Below are 22,981 nucleotides of genomic sequence, written 5' to 3'. Positions count from 1 at the left end.
GGCCTGGCCCGCGCGGCCGATCCGCATCATCGTCCCGTATGCCGCGGGGCAGGGTGCCGACGTGCTGGCGCGCCTGGTGGGGAACGAACTGTCGGCGACCTTGGGCCAGACCCTCGTGGTGGAGAACCGCRCCGGCGCGGGCGGCAACATCGGCGCGGCCGCCGCCGCGAGGTCRCCGGCCGACGGCTACACCTTCCTGCTCGGCACCAACGCGACGAATGCCGCCAACGAGTTCCTCTTCCCCGCCCTGGGCTTCGATCCCGCCGCCGACTTCGATGCCGTGGCGATGATCGGGCTGCTGCCGATGGTGCTCTGCACATCGGCGCCCGACCTGCCCGCCAATGGCGTCGCCGAGCTGGTCGCGCGGGCCCGCGCAAAGCCGAACGCGCTGAACGTGGGGCTGCCGAGCACCACCGCGAACGTGGTGTTCGCGCAGTTCGTGAAGTCGGCGCAGGCGCCCTTGTTCGGCGTGAAATACAAGGCCTCCGGCCAGGCGATGACCGACGTGCTTGGCGGCCAGATTCCCTTGGTCATCGACACCGTGACCGCGGCCCGGCCGCATCTCGCGGCCGGCAAGCTGCGCGCCCTGGGCATCACCTCGCTCAAGGCCAGCGAGATGCTGCCCGGCGTCAAGCCGGTGGCCGAGCAGGGGGTGCCCGGCTTCGACGTCGTGGCCTGGGATGCGCTGTTCGCGCCGCGCGGCACGCCGCCGGAGGTCGTGGAGAAGCTCAGCGAGCACCTCCGGCGCGCCCTGCAACAGCCCGAGATGCGGCGGCGAATGCTCGAGATCGGCGTCGAGCCGCTCTTCATGGGACCGGCCCGGCTGGATGCCTTCGTGAAGGCGGAGCGCCCCAAGTGGGGCGAGGTCATCAAGGCCGCCGAGATCCGCGTCGACTAGGATGAAACACCCCCGAAGCGCCTGCGGCGCCTCCCCCTCGAGGGGGCGATACCAGCGGCCCGGCAAAGCCGGTTCCGCGGTATCCCCGGCATTTGGTTGCGCCGGTTTCATGCGTCGCGGGTCACGCGATCACGTGGCGGAGCACTGAGACGCACCCTGTGTCGCTTCACCGAGAACAACAACGTTCCCCCAAAGAATGCATCCTGCATTTCAATCTCAACCTGAGTCAACCTGAGCCAACCGGAGTAATGAACTTGACCACTGCCACTGCCACCCTGAGCCCCCAATCCGACGTCGGCAACGCCCCCGTGGAGGGCCTGATCACCGACCAGGCCATCGCCGACGCCAAGGCCATGATCGGCCTGCACCTGCGCCCCGAAGGCCCCTACCTGCAGGACGCCACGCCCGACACGCTGCGCAACTGGTGCAACGGCATCGGCGACCTGAATCCGCTGTACCGCGACATCGGCTATGGCGCGGCCAGCCGCTACGGCACGATGCTCGCGCATCCGATGTTCCCGATGGCCTTCGGCTGGCTCGGCCGCACGCGCTGGGGCCTGCCGGGCGTGCACGGCTTCTATGCCGGCAACGACTGGGAACTGATCCGCCACGTGCGCCCGGGCGACCGCATCACGCCGATCGAGCGGGTGGTCGGCGTCGAGGTCAAGGAAAGCAAGTTCTCGGGCCGCCTGGTGCTCCAGTACGTCGAGGCCTGCTACTACAACCAGCGCGGCGAACTGGTCGCGCGGGCGCTCGGCACCTGCACCCGCCACGAGCGCAAGGCGGCGCGCGACACCGGCAAGTACAAGGAGATCGTCCAGCACGAATACAGCAACGAGATGCACGACCGCATCGACCAGATGGTGCTCGACGAGCCGAACAACATCCGCGGCGCCAACGTGCGCTACTGGGAGGAAGTGCAGGAAGGCGAGGAACTGCCGACCATCGCACGCGGCCCGCTGTCGCTGATGGACACGATGGGCTTCCTGGTCGGCTGCGGCCGCGGCCACACGCATGGCGTGGTGCTGCAGGCGGCGGTCAAGCACCCGGGCCACTTCTTCCGCAATCCGGAGGCTGGCGGTGGCGTCGAGTACACCGGCATCGGTCACCACCGCGAGTCGGTGGCCAAGGAGGTCGGCGTTCCCGGCACCTACGACTACGGTCCGCAGCGCTCGTCGTGGATGTGCACGCTGATCACCAACTGGATGGGCGATGCCGGCGTCATCAAGCGCGTGCGCACCGAGATGCGGCGCTTCAACATCGTGGGCGACACCACCTTCTGCAAGGCCAAGGTGGTGCGCAAGTACGTGAAGGACAAGACCGCGCTCGTGGACATCGAGATCGCGGCCGAGAACCAGCGCGGCGAAGTGACCACGCCGGGCGTCGCGACCGTCGCGCTGCCCTCGCGCGACGTCAGGCTGCCGGCCTTCATCGACGGCTCGGGCATCGACCTCGAGCTGCCGGTGATCCGCTGAACGCCCGCTTCCTGCAACAACCCGCGAAAGGGGTCACATGCTTTTCGATGAAGCGTCGCCATCCGCCGAGCTGCCCCTGGCAGGCTGCCGCGTCGTCGAGCGCTCGCGCACCGTGGCGGCCGCCTATGCCGGCCGCCTGCTCGCCGCCATGGGCGCGCAGGTCGTGATGCTCGAGCCCGAGGAGGGCTCGCCGCTGCGGCAGGCGCCGCCGCTGCTCGGCGACACGGGAGAGAGCGCGCTGTTCGCCTACCTCTGCGTCGGCAAGCGCAGCTTGGTCTGCGACCCGCTGACGAGCAAGGGGCAGGCCGTGCTGGCGCGCGCGCTGGACGGCGCCGACATCCTGATCGACGACACGCCGCTGCGCCAGCGCGCCAGCGCGGGCCTCGACCCGGCATCGATCGGCCGTCGCTTCGCCGGCCTCGTTCACGTGAGCGTGCTGCCTTTCGGCGCCACCGGGGACAAGGCGGATTGGGACGGCGAGGAGGTGAACCTGGTGCATGCCGGCGGCGAAGGCTTCCTGCTGCCCAACGGCCTGTCCAACGCGCTGTTCCCGGACCGTCCGCCGCTCAAGGTCTACGGCCACTTCGCCGGCTACCAGGGCGGCAGCCTGGCGGCGATGTGCGCGCTCGCCGCCTGGTGGGCGGTGCCCGAGCGCGGCGGCCAGTACGTGGACGTTTCGGTGCAGGACGCGATGCTGTCGGTCGGCGCCTTCGCATTGCAGCGGCTCGGGGACGGCTCGCTGGAGCATCGCACCACGCGAAGCTTCCGCTATGGCGGGGTGTTCGAGACGCTCGACGGCTACCTGGAACTGCTCACGCTCGAGGACCGGCAGTGGGGCGCGCTGGTCGAACTGCTCGGCCGCCCCGGCTGGGCCGGCGAGGCGGCCCTGCGCGATCCGCTCGAGCGCAGCCGCCGCGGCGACGAGATCAATGGCCACATCCGCGAATGGATGGCCAGGCACCGGGTCGAGGACATCGTGCGGCGCGCGCAGGAGCTCGGCGTGCCGGCAGCCAAGTACCGCACGCCGGTGGAGGTGACGCAGGGCGAGCACGAGCGTGCCCGCGAACTGTTCGTCCCGGCCAAGCTCGAGAGCGGTTTCGAGGTCGACGTGCTGCTGGCGCCGTTCCAGTTCCGCTGCTCGCCATTGCAGCGTGCCGGGCGGGTGCCGGCGCTGGGCGAGATGGCCCAGGGGGAGGGCGTCGCATGACGGCCCGCCACGCGCCATTGGCCGGCGTCCGCATCGCGGACTTCACGATCCACGCGGCCGGCCCCTTCTGCACCCACCTGCTGTCCCAGCTGGGGGCGCAGTGCATCAAGATCGAGAGCCGCACCCGGCCCGACGCCTTTCGCAAGCCGCACGCCGTCTACGGCCGGATGCAGGCGGCGACCTTCGACCAGGTGTCGGCCAACAAGCTGTCGGTGCGGCTGAATCTCAAGCATCCCGAGGCGGTCGAACTCGCCAAGCGCATCGTCGCCCTCTCGGACATCGCCGCCGAGAGCTTCAGGCCCGGTGTGATGAATCGCCTCGGACTCGGGTTCGATGCCCTGCGCGAGGCCAGGCCGGACATCGTCCTGCTGTCGCTGTCCTCGTGCGGCCAGAGCGGACCGGACTCGCACTTCGCGGGCTATGCGCCGCTGTTCGGCGCCTGGGGCGGCCTGGGCTGGATGAGCGGCTACAGCGACGGGCCGCCGATGGAGATGCGCCACGTCATGGACCACTCCGCCGGCATGCACGCGGCGGCCGCGACGCTGGCGGCCTTGCACCAGCGGCGCCGCACGGGCCGCGCGCAGCACGTCGACCTGGCCGCGCGCGAGGTCGCCTCGGCGATGATCGGCGACGCGCTGGTCCAGGCCAGTGGCGGCGGCACGCCGCTGCGGCCGGGCAATGGCGACCCGGCGATGGCGCCCCACGGCATCTATGCGACCGCCCGACCCGACCGCTGGCTCACGCTGGCGGTGCGCAGCGACCCCGAATGGCACGCCCTGCTGGCGGTGCTCGAACAGGGCGAGATGGCGCACGACGAACGTTTCGCCACGGCGCACGGCCGGCGCCATCGCCATGCCGAGCTCGATGCGCTGCTGACCCGGTGGCTGGCCGGACGCGACGCCGACCAGACGGCGGCGCAGCTGCAGCGGGCGGGCGTCTGCGCCCATGTCTCGTGGACCATGCAGGATGTGGCGGATGATCCCCATCTGCGCGCGCGTGGTGCCCTGGTAGAAGTCAGTGCGCCGGACATCCCGAAGCGGCTGGCGGTCGGAGCGCCGGCCCGTTTCTCGGTCACCGACGACGTCGGCATCCGACGTCTGACGCCCGCGCTGGGGCAGGACGAGGACCATGTGTTCGGCGAACTGCTCGGCATTGATTCGGCACGCCGCGCCGACCTCGAGAAGCGGGAGGTGATCCTGTGAACGGGGCGAACGATCAACAAGCGAATGAAAGGAGTGCTGCGTGAAAGAGTCCATCTACCTGGTGCTGGACATGGAGAACGACCTAGTCCATGCCGACGGACCGAACGGCAAGGCCGCCTATGGCGAGCAGGTGCGCGGCCGGCGCGTGCTGGAGAACACGCGTGCCGCTCTCGACAAGGCGCGCGCCGCCGGCGTGCCGATCGGCTTCGTCCGGATCGGCTTCTCGCCCGACTATCGCGAATGCCCGCCGAACTCGCCGATCTTTTCCGGCGCCCGCAAGAACGGGATCTTCAAGCTCGGCAGCTGGGGCACCGAGGTGCATCCGGACCTGGGCCGCCAGCCGGGCGACTTCGATATCGTCAAGCACCGCGTCAGCCCGTTCTACAGCACCAGCCTGGAGGCGATCCTGCGCGCCAACGGCATCCGGCGCATCTACTGTTCCGGCATCTCCACCAACGCCGTGGTGCAGGCCACCGTGCGCGAAGGCCACGACCGCGACTACGAGATGGTGGTGCTGGAGGACTGCTGCTGCGGGCTGTCGGCCGAGGAGCACGCGGGCGCCATCGAGAGCCTGCGCCGCTTCTGCCGCCTCGCGACGTCGCAGGACCTGAGCTTCGAGTGAGGCGCCGATGAACCGTATCGCGCGCAGTCTGCTGTTCGTCCCGGGCCACCTGCCGGAGCGCTTCGACAAGGCCGCCGGCAGCGGGGCGCACGAAGTCGTTCTCGATCTGGAGGACGCGGTCGCGCCCGCGGCCAAGGCCGAGGCACGCGACCGGGTGGCGTCATGGCTCGCGACGGGCCGGGAGGCCTTCGTGCGCCTCAACGCGGTGGACACCGAATGGCATGCGGACGACCTCCGCATGCTGCAGGCGGCGCCGCGCGCGGGCGTGATGCTGCCCAAGTCCGACGCCGAATCGCTGGCCCGGACCGCCCGGGCCCTGCCCGGGCGCCGGATCATCGCGCTGCTCGAGACGGTCGCGGGCTACCTGGAACTGACGCGCCTGGCCGCCGTGCCCGGGCTCGAGCGCATCGCGTTCGGCAGCGTGGACTTCGCGGCCGAAAGCGGCATCGAGGACGCAGGCGACGCCATGACCAGCGTGCGCATCCAGATCGTGCTCCAGTCCTGCCAGGCGGGCCTGGCGGCGCCGGTCGACGGCGTGAGCCTCCATTTCACCGACGACGCCTGCATGCAGGCGGAGGCCCGCCGTTCGCGCCAGCTCGGCTTCGGCGGCAAGCTCTGCATCCATCCGCGCCAGGTCGCTGCCGTCAATGCGGCGTTCCTGCCGACGGCGCAGGACGTGGCGTGGGCGCAGGGGGTGCTCGCCGCCTTCGAGGCCAGCGCGGGCGCCGCCACTTCCCTGGACGGAAAGATGATCGACAAGCCGGTGGTCGAGCGGGCGCGGCGCATCCTCGCCGAGGGTGGGGCCGTCGGCGGCGGCGCTTAGAATCGGCCCCGAGGGATGGCTCCCCCGGGGTGCTGCAGCAGATGGAATATCGAACCAAAGAAGAACAGGTCGCGGACTACCTGCGCGAGCGAATCATCTCGGGGGTGTACCCGCGCGGATCGCGCCTGAAGCAGGCCGAGATCGCCGAGCAGCTGCACCTGAGCATCACGCCGGTGCGCGAGGCCCTGAGGCTTCTGGCGGCCGAAGGCTATGTCGGCGGCGACTCGTATCGGGGCGCCCGCGTCGCGCCCTTCGACCCCTCCGCCTCCGGCGAGATCCTGAACCTGCGCCTCATGCTGGAGGCCCAGCTGGTGCGCGGCGCGACCGAGCGGGTGACCTCGCACGACATCGCCGCGCTTCGATCCCTGGCCGACGAGTTCGCCAAGGCCTTCGAAAGCGGCGACCGTGCGACGGCGCGTGGCGTCAACTATCGCTTCCATCGCCGGCTGTACGACATCGCGCAGATGCCGCAGACCCTTCACTTCGTGCAGATCCTCTGGGCCCGCTACCCCTTCGACCTGATCAATGCCGTGGAAGGGCGTGGCCAGGAGGCGGTCAAGGAGCACGACGAGATCCTGCATGCCCTGACCACCGGCGACGCCTCGATGGCCATGCTGGCCATGCGCAAGCACATCGAGTCGGGATGGACCGTCCTCAAGTCGGCATAGGCCGGCTCAGACCGTCATCTTGATGAGGGTGAAATCATCCTCGAGCACGCCCGGGCCATGGACCTCGCGCGCGAAGTCCAGCAGGCGGTCCAGCTCGGACTGCCCGTCGCCGACCGGTCGCGACAGCACCTCGGTGAAGTCCTCGAACGCCAGCATCGAGCCATCCGGCCGGCTGATCTCGTAGGTGCCGTCGCTGAAGACGAACAGCCGGTCGCAGGCCTGCAGGGTGCACTGCGCTTCGCTATAGCGGGCCGCCGGCGAGATGCCGACGCAGGGGCCCGATGCCGGCAAGGGGCGTGCCTCGCCGGCGCCGCTCACCACCACGGCCGGGGGGTGGCCGGCGGAGGCGTAGCGCAGGCTGCCGGTGGCGCGGTGGTAGACGCCGTACCAGACGGTGCAGAACAGCTCGCCGTGGCGTTCCATCTGGTAGGCCTGGTTGAGCGCGGTGAGCACCTCCCCGGGGCTGCGGAAGTCGGTCCGCTGCAGGGCCTCCGAGCGCAGCGTGTCGGCGACCGCCACCGACAGCAGGGCCGAGCCCACGCCATGGCCGCAGACGTCGAGCAGGTAGAGCGCGAAGTGCTGGTCGTCGATCCAGTGGTAGCCGAACGAATCGCCGCCCAGTTCGGTCGAGGGTACGAAGCGCCAGTCGACCGACGGCGGGCCCGATACGGGCTCCGGCAGGATCGAGCGGACATAGCGCTCGGCGTCGCGCAGTTCCTGCTGCAGCCGGTCGTGGGTGAACTGCAGCGCTTCCTGCGACGCCGCAAGTTCGCGATGGGCCCGGGTCAGTTCCAGGTTGGCCGATTCGAGTTGCTCGATGAGCCTGGCCTCGCGCTGGCTCAGCAGGGTCATGTCGTAGGCTTTCTGCTGCACCAGCCGGGCTTCCTCGTATTCCGTCGTGACGTCGAGCAGCAGGACCCAGACGGTGCCGTCGTCGGCGAAGAAGTGGATGTCCGCCACGCGCCCGCTGGGCATTTCCATCGAGCGGATCAGGAAAGGCGTCTCCACCAGCGGCAGCAGGCCTTCCAGGAACGGGATCTGGTCGCTGGCCGGGCAGCCGGTCTGGAGCCCGGACAGTCCGTAGTGGTCCAGGTGCCCGCCGGCCTGCGTCAGGTTCTGCGAATCATCGATGACCAGGTGCGCGACGACCCGCTGCGCGTGCAGCAGCAGCAGCAGCGAGTCGGAGATCCGGGCCGGCAGGTCGAGCATGACTACCGGGCCACGCGCGCCGCCAGTTCCAGGAAGGCTTCCTCGACCCCCATGCCGGTCTTGGCGCTGGTGCGGCGAAAGTTCCATCCGGCGGCCTCCAGGCGCTCGATGCGCTCGGCCGGGAGCGCCCAGTCTTCCAGCAGGTCCGCCTTGTTGAGCAGGGCGACGAAGGGAACCTCGCCGATTTCCGCGCCGACCCGGGCCTGGATCGACACCGCGGTGTCCAGGGTCTCGGGCCGGGTGCCATCCACCACCAGCAGATAGCCGGCCGCGCCGCGCAGGTAGCTCACCCGGACCGCCGCCACTTCGTCCTCGCCGGCGATGTCCCACAGGATCAGGGCCATCTGCTCGCTGCCGACGGTCAGTTGCTTCTTGTCGATCTTCACGCCGACCGTCGTCAGGTAGGCGTCCGAGAAGATGGTGTCGACATAGCGGCGTACCAGGCTGGTCTTTCCGACGCCGAAGGCGCCCAGCAGGCAGATCTTCTTTTGCAGCATGGCTGAACAGTCCCTAGTCGCCTGTGCTCACGGCGAAGGAGACGCGCCGGTTCATCGACAGCTCGTCCTCGCTGGCGCCGGGACGCAGTGGTTCCAGCGGGCCGGCGCCGCGCACGGCGAGCACCGCGGGATCGACGCCGCGCGCCCGCAGCATGGAGCGCACGACCTCCGCACGGCCCACGCTCAAGGCCAGGTTGGAGGTGTCCTTGCCCGTGGCATCGGCGTGGCCGACGATCGTCACCTTGACCGGGAAGCCCAGGGCGCGCGTGACCTGAACCAGTTCGCGCATGTCGGCGGCCACGGCGTCCAGCTTGCCGTCCTGGCCCGGCGCGGGCCGCGGCACGCTGAACTCGAAATGGATGAGCTGCGCCTGAATGGCGTCGCGCAGGCGAAGGTACTCCGGATCCTGCACGTCCTTGAGGGCGCTGAGATCCACCTTCGGGGCGCCGGCCGGCAAGGTCAGCTGGAAGGCCCGCGCCTTGTCCATCCATTGCTGGGGGGCCGTGCCGCTGGCGCGAATGCCGCTCGCGTCCTGGGCCAGGATGACCGTCGGCGGCGGATTCAGGGTCGCCTGCAGCCGCTTCAGCATGATGGCCGGATGCAGCGCCTGGTAGGGTTCCCAGCGGCCGCTGACGCGTGCCGGGTCCAGACGGGCCTGTGCCAGCAAGGCCTCCGGCTGCGTGGCCAGCGGGTCGCGCAGGCCCGACACCAGCCACTTTCCATCGCGGCGTTCGGCCCCCGTCACGACGATGCCGGGCTGATCCTGCAGCGCCGAGACATAGGCATCGACGCGCTGGCGCTCGATGACCCGCCCGGTGATCCAGTAGCCCAGCACCGCCAGCAGGGCCAGCGGGATCATCCAGAGCAGCGGCGACTTTTTCTTGTGCGTCTCGGCCACCTGGGACAACAAGCAGGGCCGCAGGCGGTCCGCGGCCTCGTCGAAGGGCGTGGTGTCGCCCTGGAATTCATCGAGCGCCGTGTGCAACTGGTCGTGGACGGAGCCCAGCGTATCGCCCAGGCGCGCGCGCAGCATGGCCGGCGGATTGCCATGGATCACCGCGGCGAGAAAGGCCGACGGCCCTTCCTCGCACCACAGCAGCAGGTCGCCCAACCGCAGGCTGTCGATGCTGCGGCCGCTCGCGCCGCCGGTCCCGGATTCGTCGAAGGAGTCGCGCACGAAGTCCTGGATCGCCGAGAGCATCGCCGACACCAGCTGCGGGTCGCGCGTGGTCGCGTCGTCCCTCGCCACGTGCGCCAGCAGCAGGCCGGTCTTGCGATGGATCAGGAACAGGTGCTCGACGCTGAAAACGGCCGTGTGCCGCATCACGACGTCGGCAAAGGTGCTGCCGCTGCGCCAGGCCTCGATGCGCCACTTGAGGCCGCGCCACGACAGGCTGTGCTTGAGGGCCTGGTTCAGAGATTGCAGCGTGCCCTCGAGGGTCTCGGCGATGGCCTTGCGGATCGCCGGCCCCATGACCGGATACAGGATGTCGACCATCGTGCCCGGGTTCTTCTGGATCGACGCCTGGGTCGCACGCTCGACGGTGGGCGCGATCGACTGGCCGAGGCGGTCGCCCTGCGTCGCCGCCAGCGCAAAGGCGGCGGGCAGCACCGCGCCCACCGCATCGGCGAACTCGCGCGGGTCGTCGAACTTCTGTTGCAGCCGCGCCAGCGCCACCTGCTCGCGCTCGAACAGCACGCCGCGCATCGCCTCCAGCCGCGGATCGTCGTCCAGGCGGCTCGGCAGCTTCGCCGCCACGTCCGGATCGACGCAGCGCGCCAACTCCAGCAAGAGCGCGGCGAGCCGTGCGTTCGGATCCTCTTCGGAGGCGCCTCCGGGCACGCGCGTCGCGGCCAGCGACAGGCGTGCGTTCACCGCGCCTCCGTTGCGGCGCCCGCGCGAACCAGCCCCACCGGCGCGCTGTCCGCGCGACTCAGCCGGCGTGGCCGTTGCTGCCCTTGGGCGCGGCGTCCTGGTTCAGGCATTTGGCGATCTCGACAAACAGTCCGGCGAGCAGGTTGCGATCGGTCTTGACGTTGCTGAGCTCGGCGAACATCCGCTCGGTGGTGGCGCGGGCGTCGTCCTGGCGCTTGCGCATCTCGTCGCGCAGCACCTGGACCTCGTGGCTCAGGCGATCGGTGAACTCCCGCTCCTGGCGTGCCAGCTGGTCGGACACCTGGGCCAGGCGCTTCTCGAGCGCCTGCGTGTGATCGCGCAGGCTGCGCTCCAGCTCCTTGTCGGCATCGGCGCGCAGATCCTTCTCCTCGCGGAACTGGCCGGCGACCGATTCGAGCTGCTTCTTCATCGTCGATTCGAGGCTGCTCAGGCTGCGCGACGACTCGGCCTCGATGTCGCGCATCCGTTGCTGGAAGCGCTCCTCGAGAATGGCGAAGCGCTTGTCGTAGTCCTGCATTTGGTTGCCGAACAGCAACTCGCGCATCTTGTCGACGCCCGAACTCTCGCCGGCGCCGTTGGGTTGCCCCGCAAGGGCCGCCTGAGCCGCCAGTGCGCCCTGGGTGTCGATGCTGAGTGAGGGTTTGGCTGTGGATGCCATGGAGACGTCTCCTCGGTGGGTGGATGGATGGGTGGGTGGTTGGCCGATCGGGCGCTGCAGGGCGGTCAGGATGGCGCGGTCGCCCGGAACAGCAGCGTCAGGCAATTGCGTCCGTCCTCGTGGCGGTAACTGAGGCCGTCGGAGAAGCGCCGGACGATGGGGATGCCCCAGCCACCGATTCGGGCGTCCTGGATGCTCGTGGCCGGTGCCGGTTCGGGGACCAGCCGCGGGTCGAACTCGCTGCCCTCGTCCTCGACTTCCAGCGCCACGTCCTCGCCTTGCCAACCCAGGCGCAGGCGGATGCTCTGGGTGCCGTGGCCGCTGGCGTGGGTCATGATGTTCGTGACCACCTCGGTGGAGCAGAGATCGAGGTTCAGCACGACCCTGGCAGGAAGCCTCTGGCACTCGGCCCAGTCGTGCACCCAGGCGCTGACACGCGCGAGTTCGTTCAACTCGCTGCCAACGGTGAGGGATGCCCGGGGCTCCCCGCCGGAGGGGGACATCAGCGGCTTTCGGCGGCGGCCGTCAGCGCGCTGCAGGCCGTTTCGACGTCGGGGTACACCGGGATGATCGTGTCGATACCTGCCATCTTGAGCACCTCCGCCACAAGGGGTTGCGGGTTGGCCAGGGCCATCACGCCGCCGCGGGACGACTGGGCCCTCGCATTGACGACCAGCGTCCGGATGCCGATGGACGCCAGGAACGACACTTCGGACAGATCGACCACGGCGAGCAGCTTTCGGCTCGCCACGAGCTCCGACAGGCGCAGGTTGATGTCATGCCCGCCAAGGCTGTCCATGCGCCCGACCAGACTGATCTTCTCGACGCCGTCGGCCAGTTGCTCGCTTCTCAGGTCCATACGCTCTCCGCTCGCTGCCGCAAACACTGCCTCGCCCGCAAGTTCTTGTTTTTAAAAGAAAACAAGAATGTCTGTCAGACAAAAGCTAGTACCTTTTTCTAGCTTACGCCCAATTTGCGGCCTCGTCGACAACCGGCCCTCCACAAGCCAATGGACAGGCTCAGCGGTCCTTGCGCGCCGGCACGTTGCCCAGTGCCTCGACCAGCCGGTCGACCCGGATCGGCTTGGTCAGGTAGTCGTCCATGCCGGCTTCCATGCACATCTCCTGGTCGCCCTGCATGGCGTTGGCGGTCATCGCCACGATGCGCGGCCGTTGGTGGGCCTCGAGCAGCATGCAGATCTGCCGCGTGGCGTCGAGCCCGTCGAGCTCGGGCATCTGCACGTCCATCAGCACCACGTCGTAGGTCTGGCGCTGCACCGACTCCACCGCCTCGATGCCGTTGGAGGCCAGGTCGGCCCGGTAGCCCATCTGCTGCAGCAGGCGCAGCGCGAGCTTCTGGTTCACTGCGTTGTCCTCGGCCAGCAGGATCCGCAGCGGGTGGCGCGTGGCCATCGTCGGGTCGAGCCGCGGCTTGGCAATGCCGCCGTCCACGGGCCTGGCGGCCGCCTCGCGTGCGAGCAGGCTGACCAGCGTGTCGAACAGCTGCGACTGGTGGATCGGCTTCGACAGATAGGCGTTGAACAGCGATTCGGCGTCGCCCGCTTCGCGCCGGCCCAGTGAACTGAAGAGCACCAGCGGCAGCGTGGCGTGGTTGGCGCGGATGCGCCGCGCCAGGTCGACGCCGTCCATCTCGGGCATGTGCATGTCGAGGATCGCGAGGTCGAAGCGCTCGCCCTGCTCGAGCCAGCGCAAGGCTTCGGCCGGCGACTCGGTGTCGCGCGAATCCATGCCCCATCGGCCGGTCTGGAGCGCGAGCACGCGCCGGTTGGTGGCGTTGTCGTCGACGATCAGCAGGCGCTTGCCCTGCAGTTGGACCTGCACGCCGGTGACGACGCGGCGCTTGCTCGGCGGCGTGTGGGCGATCGACACTTCGATCGTGAAGAAGAAGGTCGAGCCCCTGCCCGGGCCGTCGCTCTCGACCCACATGGTGCCGCCCATCAGCTCGGCCAGCCGCTTGCTGATGGCCAGGCCCAGGCCGGTGCCGCCGTACTTGCGCGTGGTGCTCGAGTCGGCCTGCGAGAAGGACTGGAACAGCCGGCTCTTGCCCTGCGGCGTCAGGCCGATGCCGGTGTCGCGCACGGCAAAGGTCAGGTCGAGCCGGCCGCTCGCCTGGGCCTTGGCGCTGACCGTCAGCACCACCTCGCCGGCCTCCGTGAACTTCACCGCATTGCTCAGCAGGTTCAGCAGGATCTGCCGCAGCCGCGTGAGGTCGCCCATCACGCCGATCGGCACGTCGCACTCGAACACATAGGCGATGTCGAGCTTCTTCTCGGTGGCACGGGTGCTGATCAGGTCGAGCGCCGACTCCACGCAGTCGCGCAGGTCGAAGGGATGCGACTCGATGTCCATGCGCCCGGCCTCGATCTTCGAGTAGTCCAGGATGTCGTTGATGATGGTCAGCAGCGCGTCGCCCGAATCGCGGATGGTCTCGACGTAGTCCTGCTGCTCGGCGTCGAGCCGGGTGTCGAGCAGCAGGCCGCTCATGCCGATCACCGCGTTCATCGGCGTGCGGATCTCGTGGCTCATGGTGGCCAGGAAGGCGCTCTTGGCCTCGTTGGTGGCCTCGGCGGCGGCCCGCGCTTCCTTGGTCTCGTTGAACAGGCGCGCGTTCTGGATCGCGATCACGGCCTGGTCGGCGAAGGTCTCGAGCAGCTTGATTTCCTTGTCGGCGAACGCCTTCGGCGGTTGGCGCGCGACGTGGATCGAGCCGATGTAGCGGCCCTCCCACGCCAGCGGGGCGATCATGATCGCGTAATTGCCCATCTGCCCGGCGACCTCGCGCATGAACGCCGGCAGGTTCGGCTCGGCGAGCGCGTCCGGAATGTGGAGCACGTCGGGTCCGGCCATGGCGACACCGATGGGCGAGTGGTCGATGGGGCGCGGATAGAAGCGTTCGAGCGTTTCGCGGGCCGAGCCGCGATGCGCGCCGAGGTGCATCATCCCGTCGTCGCCGACCAGTGAAATGCCCAGCTGCGTGCCGGCGAACAGGCGCTGGCAGCTCTCCAGGATCTTGTCGAACACGGGTTGGGCGTTCTCCATCGATTCGCTGATGACCTGCAGCACGTCCGCCGTGGCGGTCTGGCGCTCGAGTGCCTCCCGGGTCTCATGGATCAGCCGCACGTTCTCGGTCGCGATCACGGCCTGGTCGGCGAACAGCCTGAGCAGATCGATCTGCCGTTGCGGCGTCTTGCCGGGTTCCGGCCAGGCGGTGGTGATGGCGCCGATCGGCACGCCGTCCTTGAGCATCGGCGCGGCGATCATGCGGCGCCGGTTGCCGGTGCTCGCCAGCCGGTGGTCGTAGTCCGGGTCCGACCCCGCGTCCTCGGTGCAGAGTGCCCTTCGCTCGAGGATGGCGCGGCCGTTCATCTGGCGCAGGTCGGGCGGCGCCGGCCACAGCGCGCGCGCCGCCACCAGCGCCTCTGCGGACCAGTTGCGGGTCGCGGCCAGCTGGACCTGGCGGCCATCGAAGGTGAAGATCGCGGCCGTCGGGCCTTCGAACAACCACATGGTGCAGTCCAGGATGGCCTCGAACACCGGCATCACGTCGGTGGGCGACTCGCTGATGACGCGCAGCACGTCGCTGACGGCGGTCTGGGACTCCAGGGACTCGGTCAACTCCGCGGTGCGCTCCTCGACCTTGTGCAGCGCCACCTGCGTCTCGTTGAACAGCCGCGCGTTCTGGATCGCGATGACGGCCTGCTCCGCGAAGGTCTTGAGCAGCGCACGTTCGCTGGGCCGGAACGGACCGACCTCCATGCGCTGCATGCTCAGGATGCCGATGCCGCGGCCTTCCCAGATCAGCGGCGCCGCCAGGTTCGCATAGCTCGACCCGATGTGCTCGGCGTTGAGGCGCAACACCGGCGGCGCCGAGGCATCGTTCAGGACATCGGCGAACTCCACGAGATCGCCGCTCTGGAAGGAGAGTTCGGCCGAGGTGCCGGCCAGCGCCATCGGGTAGTTCGACTGCATCGCCGCCGCGAGCTCGGCCAGGCGCTTCTCGCTGATCGCGGCGCGGCCGGCCGCGGTCATCAACCAGCGCGTCAGCGCAAGGCGCCCCTCGGCGTCGACCATCAGCAGGGCGAAGGAACTGCCGTCGAACAGGTGCTCGCAGCATTCGAGGATCTTGTCGAACACCGGGCCGGGGTCGGCCAGGGAGCTGCCGATGACCTGCAGCACCTCGGCGGCCGCGCGCTGGTGGGCCAGCGCCTCCTGCATCTCGCGGCCGTGGCGTTGCGTCTCGTCGAACAGGCGCGCGTTCTCCAGCACGAGGCCCAGGCTCGCTGCCACCGTTTCGAGCAACCGGATCTCGTGCGGCCCGAAGGCGTATTCGCGTTCGTGGTTCTGCAGCGCGATGATGCCGAGGGCGCGGTCGCTGCCGATGATTGGAACGGCAGCGATCGAATGGGCCCAGTCGGTTCCGGGGGCGGGACGCAGGCCGACCCGGGTCTGTTCCTCGCGCGTGTTGGTCACGCCGGCCTGGCGCGTGTGCAGCATGCGCGCCAATGGCTCGTCCGGCTTCAGGGGCCGTGCCGGCGGCTGCGGCAGGGGCACGTTGTGTTCGTAGCGGTACAGCACCTGGACCAGGTTGCTCTTGTCGTCCCACCAGACGATGTTCAGGTCGCCGGTATCGAACAGCTCGCGCAGCCTGTCGCCCACCAGCTGGATGATGGCCTGGAAATCCAGCTTGGCCGCGATGCCTTGCTGGATGCCGTTGATCAGTGTCAGTTCGTCGCTGCGCTGCACCAGCGCGCCCTTGCACTCGGCCAGCTCGCGCTGGAGGCCCTCGCGGGCACGGGCGTGGGCCAGGGCCCCGCCGGCCTGCCGAGCCAGCGTGGCCAGCAGGTCGCGGTGCATCGGGTCGAAACGGCCCAGCGTGCCTTCGACGTCGGCATAGAGGTAGCCGAGCAGTTCCCGCCGGGCGACCAGCGGCGCGATCAGACAGGATCGCTGTTCGGCCGCCGTGGCGCCCTCGGGCCCGTGCCGCAGGCTCGGCTTGCGGGTGCGGCGGGTTTCGCCGAGCCAGGGTGTGATGGCGCAGAGCAGGTCGCCGGCGTCCTCGGCGGCCGGCAGCATCGCGCCGGCGCTGCGCAGGCCGGCCTCGGTGTCGAGCACCAGCAGCACGCGCTGGGCGCCGACGAGCCGGGCGGCTTCATCGACCAGCAGGTCGAAAAACTCGCTCGCGCTGCCCGGCGTGTTCAGTCGCAGCCCGGTGTCGACCAGCCGCTCGAACGGGTCGCGCACCACACGGCCCGCGCGCGGCGCGTGCTTCGACAGGGGGCGAGACCGGGACTCAGCCATAGGGCATATGCCTTCAGCGATCAACAGGTTGATGCGCGATCGGCGCACCACGGCGTGGAGTCTAGCGGCGAAGATGGAATCCCTGCATGCCGGTGCTCGCCCCTTGACCTTTTTCGAACACAAAGGGTTTATCCGGCGGGTGACTTTTGAGAGGCGCTGCGGAACAATCCCTGCAAGATTCAATTCGCTCAAGAGGAAAGAACAAATGCGCAAGCCCAGGATAAGCAGCCCCGTCGCGTTGGCCGCAGCAGCGTTGCTGCTCGCCGGGTGCACGACCACCGGCACGGGCAGCGGCGACATCGTGCAGAAGGGTCAGCCCGACAAGCCGGTGCCGTTCTCCTGGAAGAGCACCGACGGCGGCATCACCGGCACCATGACGGCGACGCTGCCCACGGCCACCTACCAGGGGCCTTTCCTGCAGATCACGCAGCAGACGCAGAGCGAGGCCATGGCGCCGATGTGGGGCGGCGGCTGGCCGGCGGGCTGGTCCGACTGGTCCTACTGGGGCTACGGCAGCGTCGCGGGCATGGGCGGCATGGGCATGATGCCGGGCTTCGATCCGGTGCAGTTCGCCACCGTGTACAGCGGCAAGGTGATCGCGAACCTGAAGAGCCCGCAGGGTGGCCTGATGCGCTGCCGGCTGCACATGCTGCGGCCGCAGCAGGGCATGTCGGGGGGTGGCACCGGCGAGTGCCAGATCCGGGGCGGCGCCACCATCCAGGCCAACTTTTGAGGCAGGCTTTGACAGTTCGGCAATCCTTCACCGCCGTGCAGGTGAAGCTGGTGCTCGAGTCCTATGAGCTGGGCCTCGCGTGCCGCAGCGAGGCGATGCAGCTGCTGGACGCCTGGACCCGTCTGGGCACCTTCTCGGCCGATCAGCGCAGCGCTGTCGACGCCCTCTTCGCGCTCGGCTACGACGACATGATGCGCGGGCTGCACGACGCCGCCGACGGGCCCGAGTCGCGCGCCGTCGTTCGCGCGGAACTGATCCGCAAGCTGGGCTGAGATGCAGCAGAGAAGAAATGACAGCGGCGTCCTCAATTTCTATCTCCTGAAGTGCCTGGTCGCGCTGGTCGACCAGTCGCATGTCTCGCGCGCCGCGGATGCGCTGTCGATCAGCCAGCCCGCCATGAGCCGGGCGATGAGCCAGCTGCGCGCGGTCACCGCCGATCCGATCCTCGTGAAGGGGGGCACCGGGCTCATCCCCACCGCCAAGGCGGTCCAGCTGCGAGAGTTCGCCGAGCGCATCCTCGGCGAGATGAGCGAGCTGCTGGGCCATGCGGTGGCCTTCGACGCCGAGCGCACCAACTACCTGTTCCGGATGGTCGCGACCGACTACCTGGAATGCCTGTTCATGGACCGCCTGGTGCAGCACCTGGGCACCCGCTATCCAGGCATCTCGATGTCGGTGCGCCACCCGGTCCACCCTTCGCAGTTCAACAAAGTGCTGGAGGCCGGCGAAATCGACTTCGCGGTCGGCATGCTGCCGACGAGCCTGCGCGAACTGCGCCACCGCCTGTTGTTTCGCGACCGGATCATCTGTGTGGCGCGCGCCAGCCACTGGGCCGTCGGCAGGACGCTGTCGCCGCCCGAATTCGCCGCCCTCGAGCACGTCGTGATCATGCCGAACACGGTCAACTGCTTCGGCGAGGCGGTCGACCAGGCGCTGGCTGTCCAGGGCCTGCAGCGCAATCGGCGCTTCGTCACGCCGAACTACCTCACGGCACCGCACCTGCTCGAAAGAACCAATATGGTGGCGCTGCTGCCGCAGTCGCTGGCGGACCGCTTCCGCGACCGCTTCGGACTGGCCGAACTTCCATTGCCGATGGAACTGCCGGATTTCGAGGTCTACATCTCGTGGCACGACCGCACCCATCGTCACGCCGCGCACATCTGGTTTCGCGACCAGGTGATGCGCAGCCTCGATTTCAAGGCGCAGGGCCCGGATTGGGCTTACGCCTAGATACTTCAATGCATGAAGTGGATAGTGTTCATCCATTCGTAGCATGGACAAGCTCGGGAGGACTCCCAATACTTGGGCATCACCGTTGATTCGGCAATCGACAGCCGCCGTCGGAACGGCGCCTGGATGAATTGCCATCTTGCCTATGTCTCGTACGATCCGAACCGTTGATGACCTTGCCCAATTGCCAGACACGGAATTGCTCGCCTGCTTCGGCGCCCTTCGGACCGCGATCCAGGAATCCAGGCGCCAGTACGCGGACGCGCTGCGCGACTGCCTGATTCCGCCCGGCTCCCCGTTCGAGTTTCATTCCTTCGACTGGCGTCCCAGAGGCTCCCAGCGTTTCAGCATGCCGGCTCAACTGAGCCCCGAAACACCGATCGACGAGATCTCCATGCGGTCGGCGGCCCGGGATGCCTTGAGGAATCTGAGCATCTTCTGCATCGACGACCTGTCGGCGATCAGCGAACAGGAATTGTTGAACGAGGAGGCGATCGGGGCGAAGACGGTGGGTCGCCTGCGCGAGGCGCTGGCGCGCGTGGGGCTCGATTTTCTGCCGAACGCCACGGCGCTTCCGAGCCCGGGCCGCTGCGCCGGGAGCACTGCGACCGCCAGCACCGCGACCGGAAGGCGGGCGCAGCCCGCCGTCAACGGCAGGCCGCCGCTCGTGGAGGTGCCAAAGTTGCTGGGCGAGCAGGCACGCCCGGCGCGCGACACCAGCGCCAGCGAGAACATGGACTGGATGGGCTTGTATGCCTACCCTTCGCAACTGCTGAGGCTGCAGCCGGGCGATGCCGGCGTCTTCGTCTGCCCGCCGGCCTGGCGCGGACGCCTCGGCACGGTCTGCGGCGTCTGGATCAAGGGAAACACCGACTGGGCCGAAGGCTTCCCACCCGGAACGCCCTGGAAGGAAGTGTTCTGGACCGAGGCCCACGTCGACGGCCTGAAGGCGGTGCGGGCGCCGCGGCCCGGGCAGTCGATCAAGGGGCCGTCCCGGCAGTTCGTGTTCGCCCCGCGCGCCGCCGTCGCGCTGCCCGAGCCAGGGCTTCCCGGACTCGACCAGGTGGTCTCGCTCTGGCGGAGGCCGGCCCAGGCCGGTGAAGGGCGCCGGCTCGACTCTCGACGGAAGCTGGCCATGGATGGATGACCAGGCTGCGTCCGGCTGACAGGTTCGTCCGCGGCCATCCTGTGATGGCCGGCACGAGAAGTCATACTCTCGCGCCATGTCCCTCACTCTCCTGCTTGTGCAACTCACCGTGATCCTGGTGCTTGCCCGCGCCTGCGGCCTGGTGCTGCGGGCTTTCGGGCAGCCCATGGTCATCGGCGAGATGGCGGCCGGCATCCTGCTCGGCCCGGTCGTCTTCGGGGCCCTGTTCCCGCAGTGGCATGCGCAGCTGTTCCCGCCGGCCTCGCTGGCCAGCCTGTCGTCCCTGGCGATGATCGGCGTGGTGCTGTTCATGTTCATCGTCGGCGCCGAACTGCGGGCACCCAGCGGCATGGGGGCGCAGCTCAAGGCGGCCGGCTGGGTCGGCGTCTCCAGCATGGTGCTGCCGATGATCCTGGGCCTGGCGATCGCACCCGTCCTTCATCCTTCGCTGGCACCGGAAGGCGTGGCGTTCTGGCCCTTCGCGCTGTTCCTCGGCGTGGCGCTGTCGATCACGGCATTTCCCGTGCTCGCGCGCATCCTCAAGGACCGCAACATGACGCGGACGCCGGTCGGCCAGCTGTCCCTGGGCGCGGCCGGCGTGGTGGATGCGCTGGCGTGGGTGCTGCTGGCGATGGTCGTCGCGCTGGCGAGTTCGGGTGCGGGCTTCGGCGGCTTTTTCAAGATCGCCCTCGGGCTGGCGCTGCTGGTGGCTGCGGTCCCGCTGATCGTGCGGCCTCTGCTGGCCTGGCTGCTGCGCGTGCATGCGCCCGACGGCGTGCCTTCGCCGATGGTTCTGGCCGCGCTGCTGATCGGCCTGTTCGCCTGCGCGACGATCACCGAGTGGCTGCACCTGCACGCCGTGTTCGGCGCCTTCCTCTTCGGCATCAGCCTGCCTCGGGACGATCGCCTGCTTCGCGCCCTGGTCGAACGGATCGAGCCGCTGTCGGTCGTGGTCCTGATGCCGATCTTCTTTGCGCTGGCCGGCCTGGGGACCACGTCGGGTGCATTCGCCAGCGCCGGCCTCGGCGCCCTGGGCCTGATCCTGCTGGTGGCGACGGCCGGCAAGATCATCGGCGGTGCGGCCGGTGCCAGGGTCTGCGGCTATGGCTGGCGCGAGAGCCTGGCCACCGGAGCGCTCATGAATTCCCGGGGCCTGATGGAACTGATCGTCATCAAGGTCGGCCTCGATGCCGGCCTGATCGGTCCCGAGCTGTTCACCATGCTGCTCGTCATGGCCCTCGTCACGACCGCGGCGACCGGCCCGCTGCTGGCCCTGATCGGCCGCCGCAGCGGCGAGTCCGTCGACGGTGCGGCCAGCCATTGACGGCGCGGTTCGCGGCCCCGGCACAATGCGGGCCGCATCAAGTGAATTCAAAAGGAGCTTCGAGGTCATGGAATCAAGGCAGGAATGCGATGTGCTGGTGATCGGCGGCGGGCCGGCCGGCTCGACCATCGCCACGCTGCTCGCGCGCCAGGGGCGGCGCGTCGTGCTGCTCGAAAAAGAACATCACCCGCGCTTTCACATCGGTGAATCGCTGCTGCCGGGCAACGTCGAACTCTTCGACAAGCTCGGCGTGCGCGACCAGGTCGACAAGATCGGCATGCCCAAGTTCGGCATCGAGTTCGTGCCGCCGGACCTCGACTACCGCAGCTACGTCGATTTCTCCGAGGGCTGGGATCCGTCCAAGGGATCGGCCTGGCAGGTGCGCCGCTCGGAACTGGATGAGCTGCTGTTCCGCCACGCGGGCAAGGAAGGCGCCCTGACGCTCGAGGGCGCCAAGGTGCGGCAAGTGGATTTCGACGACGCCGGCGCGACGGTGCAGGCCGTGCTCGACGACGGCGACCCGCGCAGTTGGCGGGCACGCTTCGTGGTCGACGCCAGCGGTCGCGATACCGTGCTGGCCAGCAAGTTCAAATGCAAGAACAAGAACGCCGACCACAACAGCACGGCGCTGTTCGGCCATTTTCGCAACGCGCGGCGGCTGGAGGGCCGGCGCGAGGGCAACATCAGCATCTGCTGGTTCGAGCACGGCTGGTTCTGGTTCATTCCGCTCGCCGACGGCACTACCAGCGTCGGCGCGGTCTGCTGGGCCTACTACCTGCAGGCGCGCGACAAGCCGCTGAAGGATTATTTCTACGACACCATCGCGCTGTGTCCGGAACTGCACGACCGGCTGAAGGATGCGACGCTGGTCGACGACCGGGTGCACGCGACCGGCAACTTCTCGTATTCGAGCACGCATGCCGCCGGCGAGCGCTACCTGATGGTGGGCGACGCCTTCACCTTCATCGACCCGATGTTCTCCTCGGGCGTGTTCCTGGCGATGCAGAGCGCCTTCGATGGCGCCGAGCTGGTGGCGACGGCGCTGGACCGGCCGGCCGAACTGGCGCCGGCACGCCGGGCGCTCGAAAAGCGCATGCGGGTCGGACCGCGCGACTATTCGTGGTTCATCTACCGGGTCACCAACCCGACGATCCGCGACATGTTCATGCACCCCAACAACGTCTTCAAGGCCAAGCAGGGCCTGATGTCGCTGCTGGCGGCCGACATCCACCACGGGGCAGCCTACCGCCGCTCGCTGTGGATGTTCAAGGTGCTGTATTACTTCATCTCGGTGGTGAACTGGCGCCGCAGCTATGCCGGCTGGAAACGGCGGCGCGACAACATCCGCGACTGGGGTCCGCTCAAGGGCGAGACCGTCCTGAAGGCCGACTGACCGTGCGCCGGCACGGCGCACCCGTCAGGACGCCGACGTGCTCAGGAGCGAGGCCGCGATCGTCCACATCAGCAGCGCCACCAGCGCATCGAGCAGGCGCCAGGCCTGCGGGCGGGTGAACAGCGGGCCCAGCAGCCGGGCCCCATGGCCGAGCGCAAGGAACCAGGCGATGCTGGCGCCGGCGGCGCCGGCGCCGAAGACCCAGCGGCCGCCCTCGGGCTGCTGCGCCGAGACCGCGCCCAGCAGCACCACGGTGTCGAGCCAGCAATGCGGGTTGAGGTAGGTGAAGGCCAGGCAGGCGGCCAGCGCCGAACGCAGGCTCATCGGCGCCGCCGATGGCAGTGCCATTTGCCCGCCCCTCCAGGCGCGGCGGGCCGCGAGGGCCCCGTAGGCCAGCAGGAAGCAGGCGCCGCCCCAGCGCGCCAGTGCCAGCAGCGGGGCGCTGGACTGCACCAGCAGCCCCAGGCCGGCGACACCCAGGGCGATCAGCAGCACATCGGACAGGGCGCAGACCAGCACCACCTCGCGCACATGCTCGCGCTTCAGGCCCTGGCGCAACACGAACGCGTTCTGCGCGCCGATGGCGACGATCAGTGCGGCCGACGTGAGGAATCCCTTGGCAAAGATCAGGTACATGGCTCGACGGTAGCGCGCCGTGCTGGTTCAATCAAACTCATCTT

Annotated in this window: 21 protein-coding genes; 13 read left to right on the top strand and 8 right to left on the bottom strand. The window is 68.9% G+C overall.

Going from position 1 to position 22,981, the window contains the following annotated elements:
- The 7 genes from AC1DYD_RS25110 to AC1DYD_RS25080 all read left to right on the top strand — a co-directional run.
- The coding region (locus AC1DYD_RS25110; RefSeq protein ID WP_478175472.1) for a Bug family tripartite tricarboxylate transporter substrate binding protein at nucleotides 1-898 on the top strand (898 nt) is incomplete at its 5' end.
- Between the two features lie 254 nt (nucleotides 899-1,152).
- Nucleotides 1,153-2,373: an FAS1-like dehydratase domain-containing protein gene (locus AC1DYD_RS25105; protein WP_478175471.1), complete on the top strand. Its 1,221-nt coding sequence runs from the start codon at nucleotides 1,153-1,155 to the stop codon at nucleotides 2,371-2,373.
- Between the two features lie 37 nt (nucleotides 2,374-2,410).
- The gene (locus AC1DYD_RS25100) at nucleotides 2,411-3,580 is read left to right on the top strand and encodes a CoA transferase (RefSeq protein WP_478175470.1); all 1,170 of its coding nucleotides are present in this window, start codon (nucleotides 2,411-2,413) and stop codon (nucleotides 3,578-3,580) included.
- Nucleotides 3,577-4,782 (top strand): CaiB/BaiF CoA transferase family protein, encoded by a 1,206-nt coding sequence (locus AC1DYD_RS25095; RefSeq protein ID WP_478175469.1) that lies wholly within the window; start codon nucleotides 3,577-3,579, stop codon nucleotides 4,780-4,782. The genes AC1DYD_RS25100 and AC1DYD_RS25095 overlap by 4 nt, the downstream gene beginning before the upstream one ends.
- Before the next feature lie 40 nt (nucleotides 4,783-4,822).
- Nucleotides 4,823-5,404, top strand: coding sequence for a cysteine hydrolase family protein (locus AC1DYD_RS25090; RefSeq protein WP_478175468.1), 582 nt, complete (start codon nucleotides 4,823-4,825; stop codon nucleotides 5,402-5,404).
- Nucleotides 5,405-5,411: 7 nt separating this feature from the next.
- Nucleotides 5,412-6,227: an HpcH/HpaI aldolase/citrate lyase family protein gene (locus tag AC1DYD_RS25085; protein ID WP_478175467.1), complete on the top strand. Its 816-nt coding sequence runs from the start codon at nucleotides 5,412-5,414 to the stop codon at nucleotides 6,225-6,227.
- 41 nt (nucleotides 6,228-6,268) lie between these two features.
- Entirely contained in the window at nucleotides 6,269-6,895 is a 627-nt protein-coding gene (locus tag AC1DYD_RS25080; RefSeq protein ID WP_478114477.1) for a GntR family transcriptional regulator, read from the top strand.
- Between the two features lie 6 nt (nucleotides 6,896-6,901).
- Here AC1DYD_RS25080 and AC1DYD_RS25075 read toward each other — a convergent pair whose 3' ends face one another.
- From AC1DYD_RS25075 to AC1DYD_RS25045, 7 genes are all read right to left on the bottom strand, one after another.
- Nucleotides 6,902-8,104, bottom strand: coding sequence for a PP2C family protein-serine/threonine phosphatase (locus tag AC1DYD_RS25075; protein WP_478175466.1), 1,203 nt, complete (start codon nucleotides 8,102-8,104; stop codon nucleotides 6,902-6,904).
- A gap of 2 nt (nucleotides 8,105-8,106) precedes the next feature.
- On the bottom strand, nucleotides 8,107-8,601 hold the full coding sequence (locus tag AC1DYD_RS25070; RefSeq protein ID WP_478175465.1) for a Rab family GTPase: 495 nt from the start codon (nucleotides 8,599-8,601) through the stop codon (nucleotides 8,107-8,109).
- A 13-nt stretch (nucleotides 8,602-8,614) separates the two neighbouring features.
- Entirely contained in the window at nucleotides 8,615-10,477 is a 1,863-nt protein-coding gene (locus tag AC1DYD_RS25065; protein ID WP_478175464.1) for an OmpA family protein, read from the bottom strand.
- Nucleotides 10,478-10,535: 58 nt separating this feature from the next.
- On the bottom strand, nucleotides 10,536-11,156 hold the full coding sequence (locus AC1DYD_RS25060; RefSeq protein ID WP_478175463.1) for a hypothetical protein: 621 nt from the start codon (nucleotides 11,154-11,156) through the stop codon (nucleotides 10,536-10,538).
- A gap of 65 nt (nucleotides 11,157-11,221) precedes the next feature.
- Nucleotides 11,222-11,659: an ATP-binding protein gene (locus AC1DYD_RS25055; RefSeq protein WP_478175462.1), complete on the bottom strand. Its 438-nt coding sequence runs from the start codon at nucleotides 11,657-11,659 to the stop codon at nucleotides 11,222-11,224.
- Nucleotides 11,659-12,015, bottom strand: a complete 357-nt coding sequence (locus AC1DYD_RS25050) for an STAS domain-containing protein (protein ID WP_478175461.1) — start codon at nucleotides 12,013-12,015, stop codon at nucleotides 11,659-11,661. The genes AC1DYD_RS25055 and AC1DYD_RS25050 overlap by 1 nt, the downstream gene beginning before the upstream one ends.
- A gap of 160 nt (nucleotides 12,016-12,175) precedes the next feature.
- Complete coding sequence (locus AC1DYD_RS25045; protein ID WP_478175460.1) at nucleotides 12,176-16,474, bottom strand: GAF domain-containing protein; 4,299 nt, start codon at nucleotides 16,472-16,474, stop codon at nucleotides 12,176-12,178.
- Nucleotides 16,475-16,679: 205 nt separating this feature from the next.
- Here AC1DYD_RS25045 and AC1DYD_RS25040 point away from each other — a divergent pair, with 205 nt between their 5' ends.
- The 6 genes from AC1DYD_RS25040 to AC1DYD_RS25015 all read left to right on the top strand — a co-directional run bounded on the left by AC1DYD_RS25040 (nucleotide 16,680) and on the right by AC1DYD_RS25015 (nucleotide 22,301).
- Complete coding sequence (locus tag AC1DYD_RS25040) at nucleotides 16,680-17,207, top strand: hypothetical protein (RefSeq protein WP_478175459.1); 528 nt, start codon at nucleotides 16,680-16,682, stop codon at nucleotides 17,205-17,207.
- Between the two features lie 8 nt (nucleotides 17,208-17,215).
- Complete coding sequence (locus tag AC1DYD_RS25035; RefSeq protein WP_478175458.1) at nucleotides 17,216-17,479, top strand: hypothetical protein; 264 nt, start codon at nucleotides 17,216-17,218, stop codon at nucleotides 17,477-17,479.
- A 1-nt stretch (nucleotide 17,480) separates the two neighbouring features.
- Nucleotides 17,481-18,437, top strand: a complete 957-nt coding sequence (locus AC1DYD_RS25030) for a LysR family transcriptional regulator (protein ID WP_478175457.1) — start codon at nucleotides 17,481-17,483, stop codon at nucleotides 18,435-18,437.
- Nucleotides 18,438-18,621: 184 nt separating this feature from the next.
- A complete protein-coding gene (locus AC1DYD_RS25025; RefSeq protein ID WP_478175456.1) occupies nucleotides 18,622-19,584 on the top strand; it encodes a helix-hairpin-helix domain-containing protein in 963 nt (320 codons plus the stop codon).
- Nucleotides 19,585-19,660: 76 nt separating this feature from the next.
- On the top strand, nucleotides 19,661-20,908 hold the full coding sequence (locus AC1DYD_RS25020; RefSeq protein ID WP_478175455.1) for a cation:proton antiporter: 1,248 nt from the start codon (nucleotides 19,661-19,663) through the stop codon (nucleotides 20,906-20,908).
- Between the two features lie 25 nt (nucleotides 20,909-20,933).
- Nucleotides 20,934-22,301: an NAD(P)/FAD-dependent oxidoreductase gene (locus AC1DYD_RS25015; protein ID WP_478175454.1), complete on the top strand. Its 1,368-nt coding sequence runs from the start codon at nucleotides 20,934-20,936 to the stop codon at nucleotides 22,299-22,301.
- Between the two features lie 24 nt (nucleotides 22,302-22,325).
- On the opposite strand, the gene AC1DYD_RS25010 is transcribed toward AC1DYD_RS25015, so the two are convergent.
- Entirely contained in the window at nucleotides 22,326-22,937 is a 612-nt protein-coding gene (locus tag AC1DYD_RS25010; protein WP_478175453.1) for a LysE/ArgO family amino acid transporter, read from the bottom strand.
- Nucleotides 22,938-22,981 lie beyond the last annotated feature (44 nt).

It is taken from the genome of Variovorax sp. P4_B11, from assembly GCF_056402355.1.
Note: the sequence above shows the minus strand (reverse complement) of the source record. Positions and strands in the feature narration are given on the sequence as shown.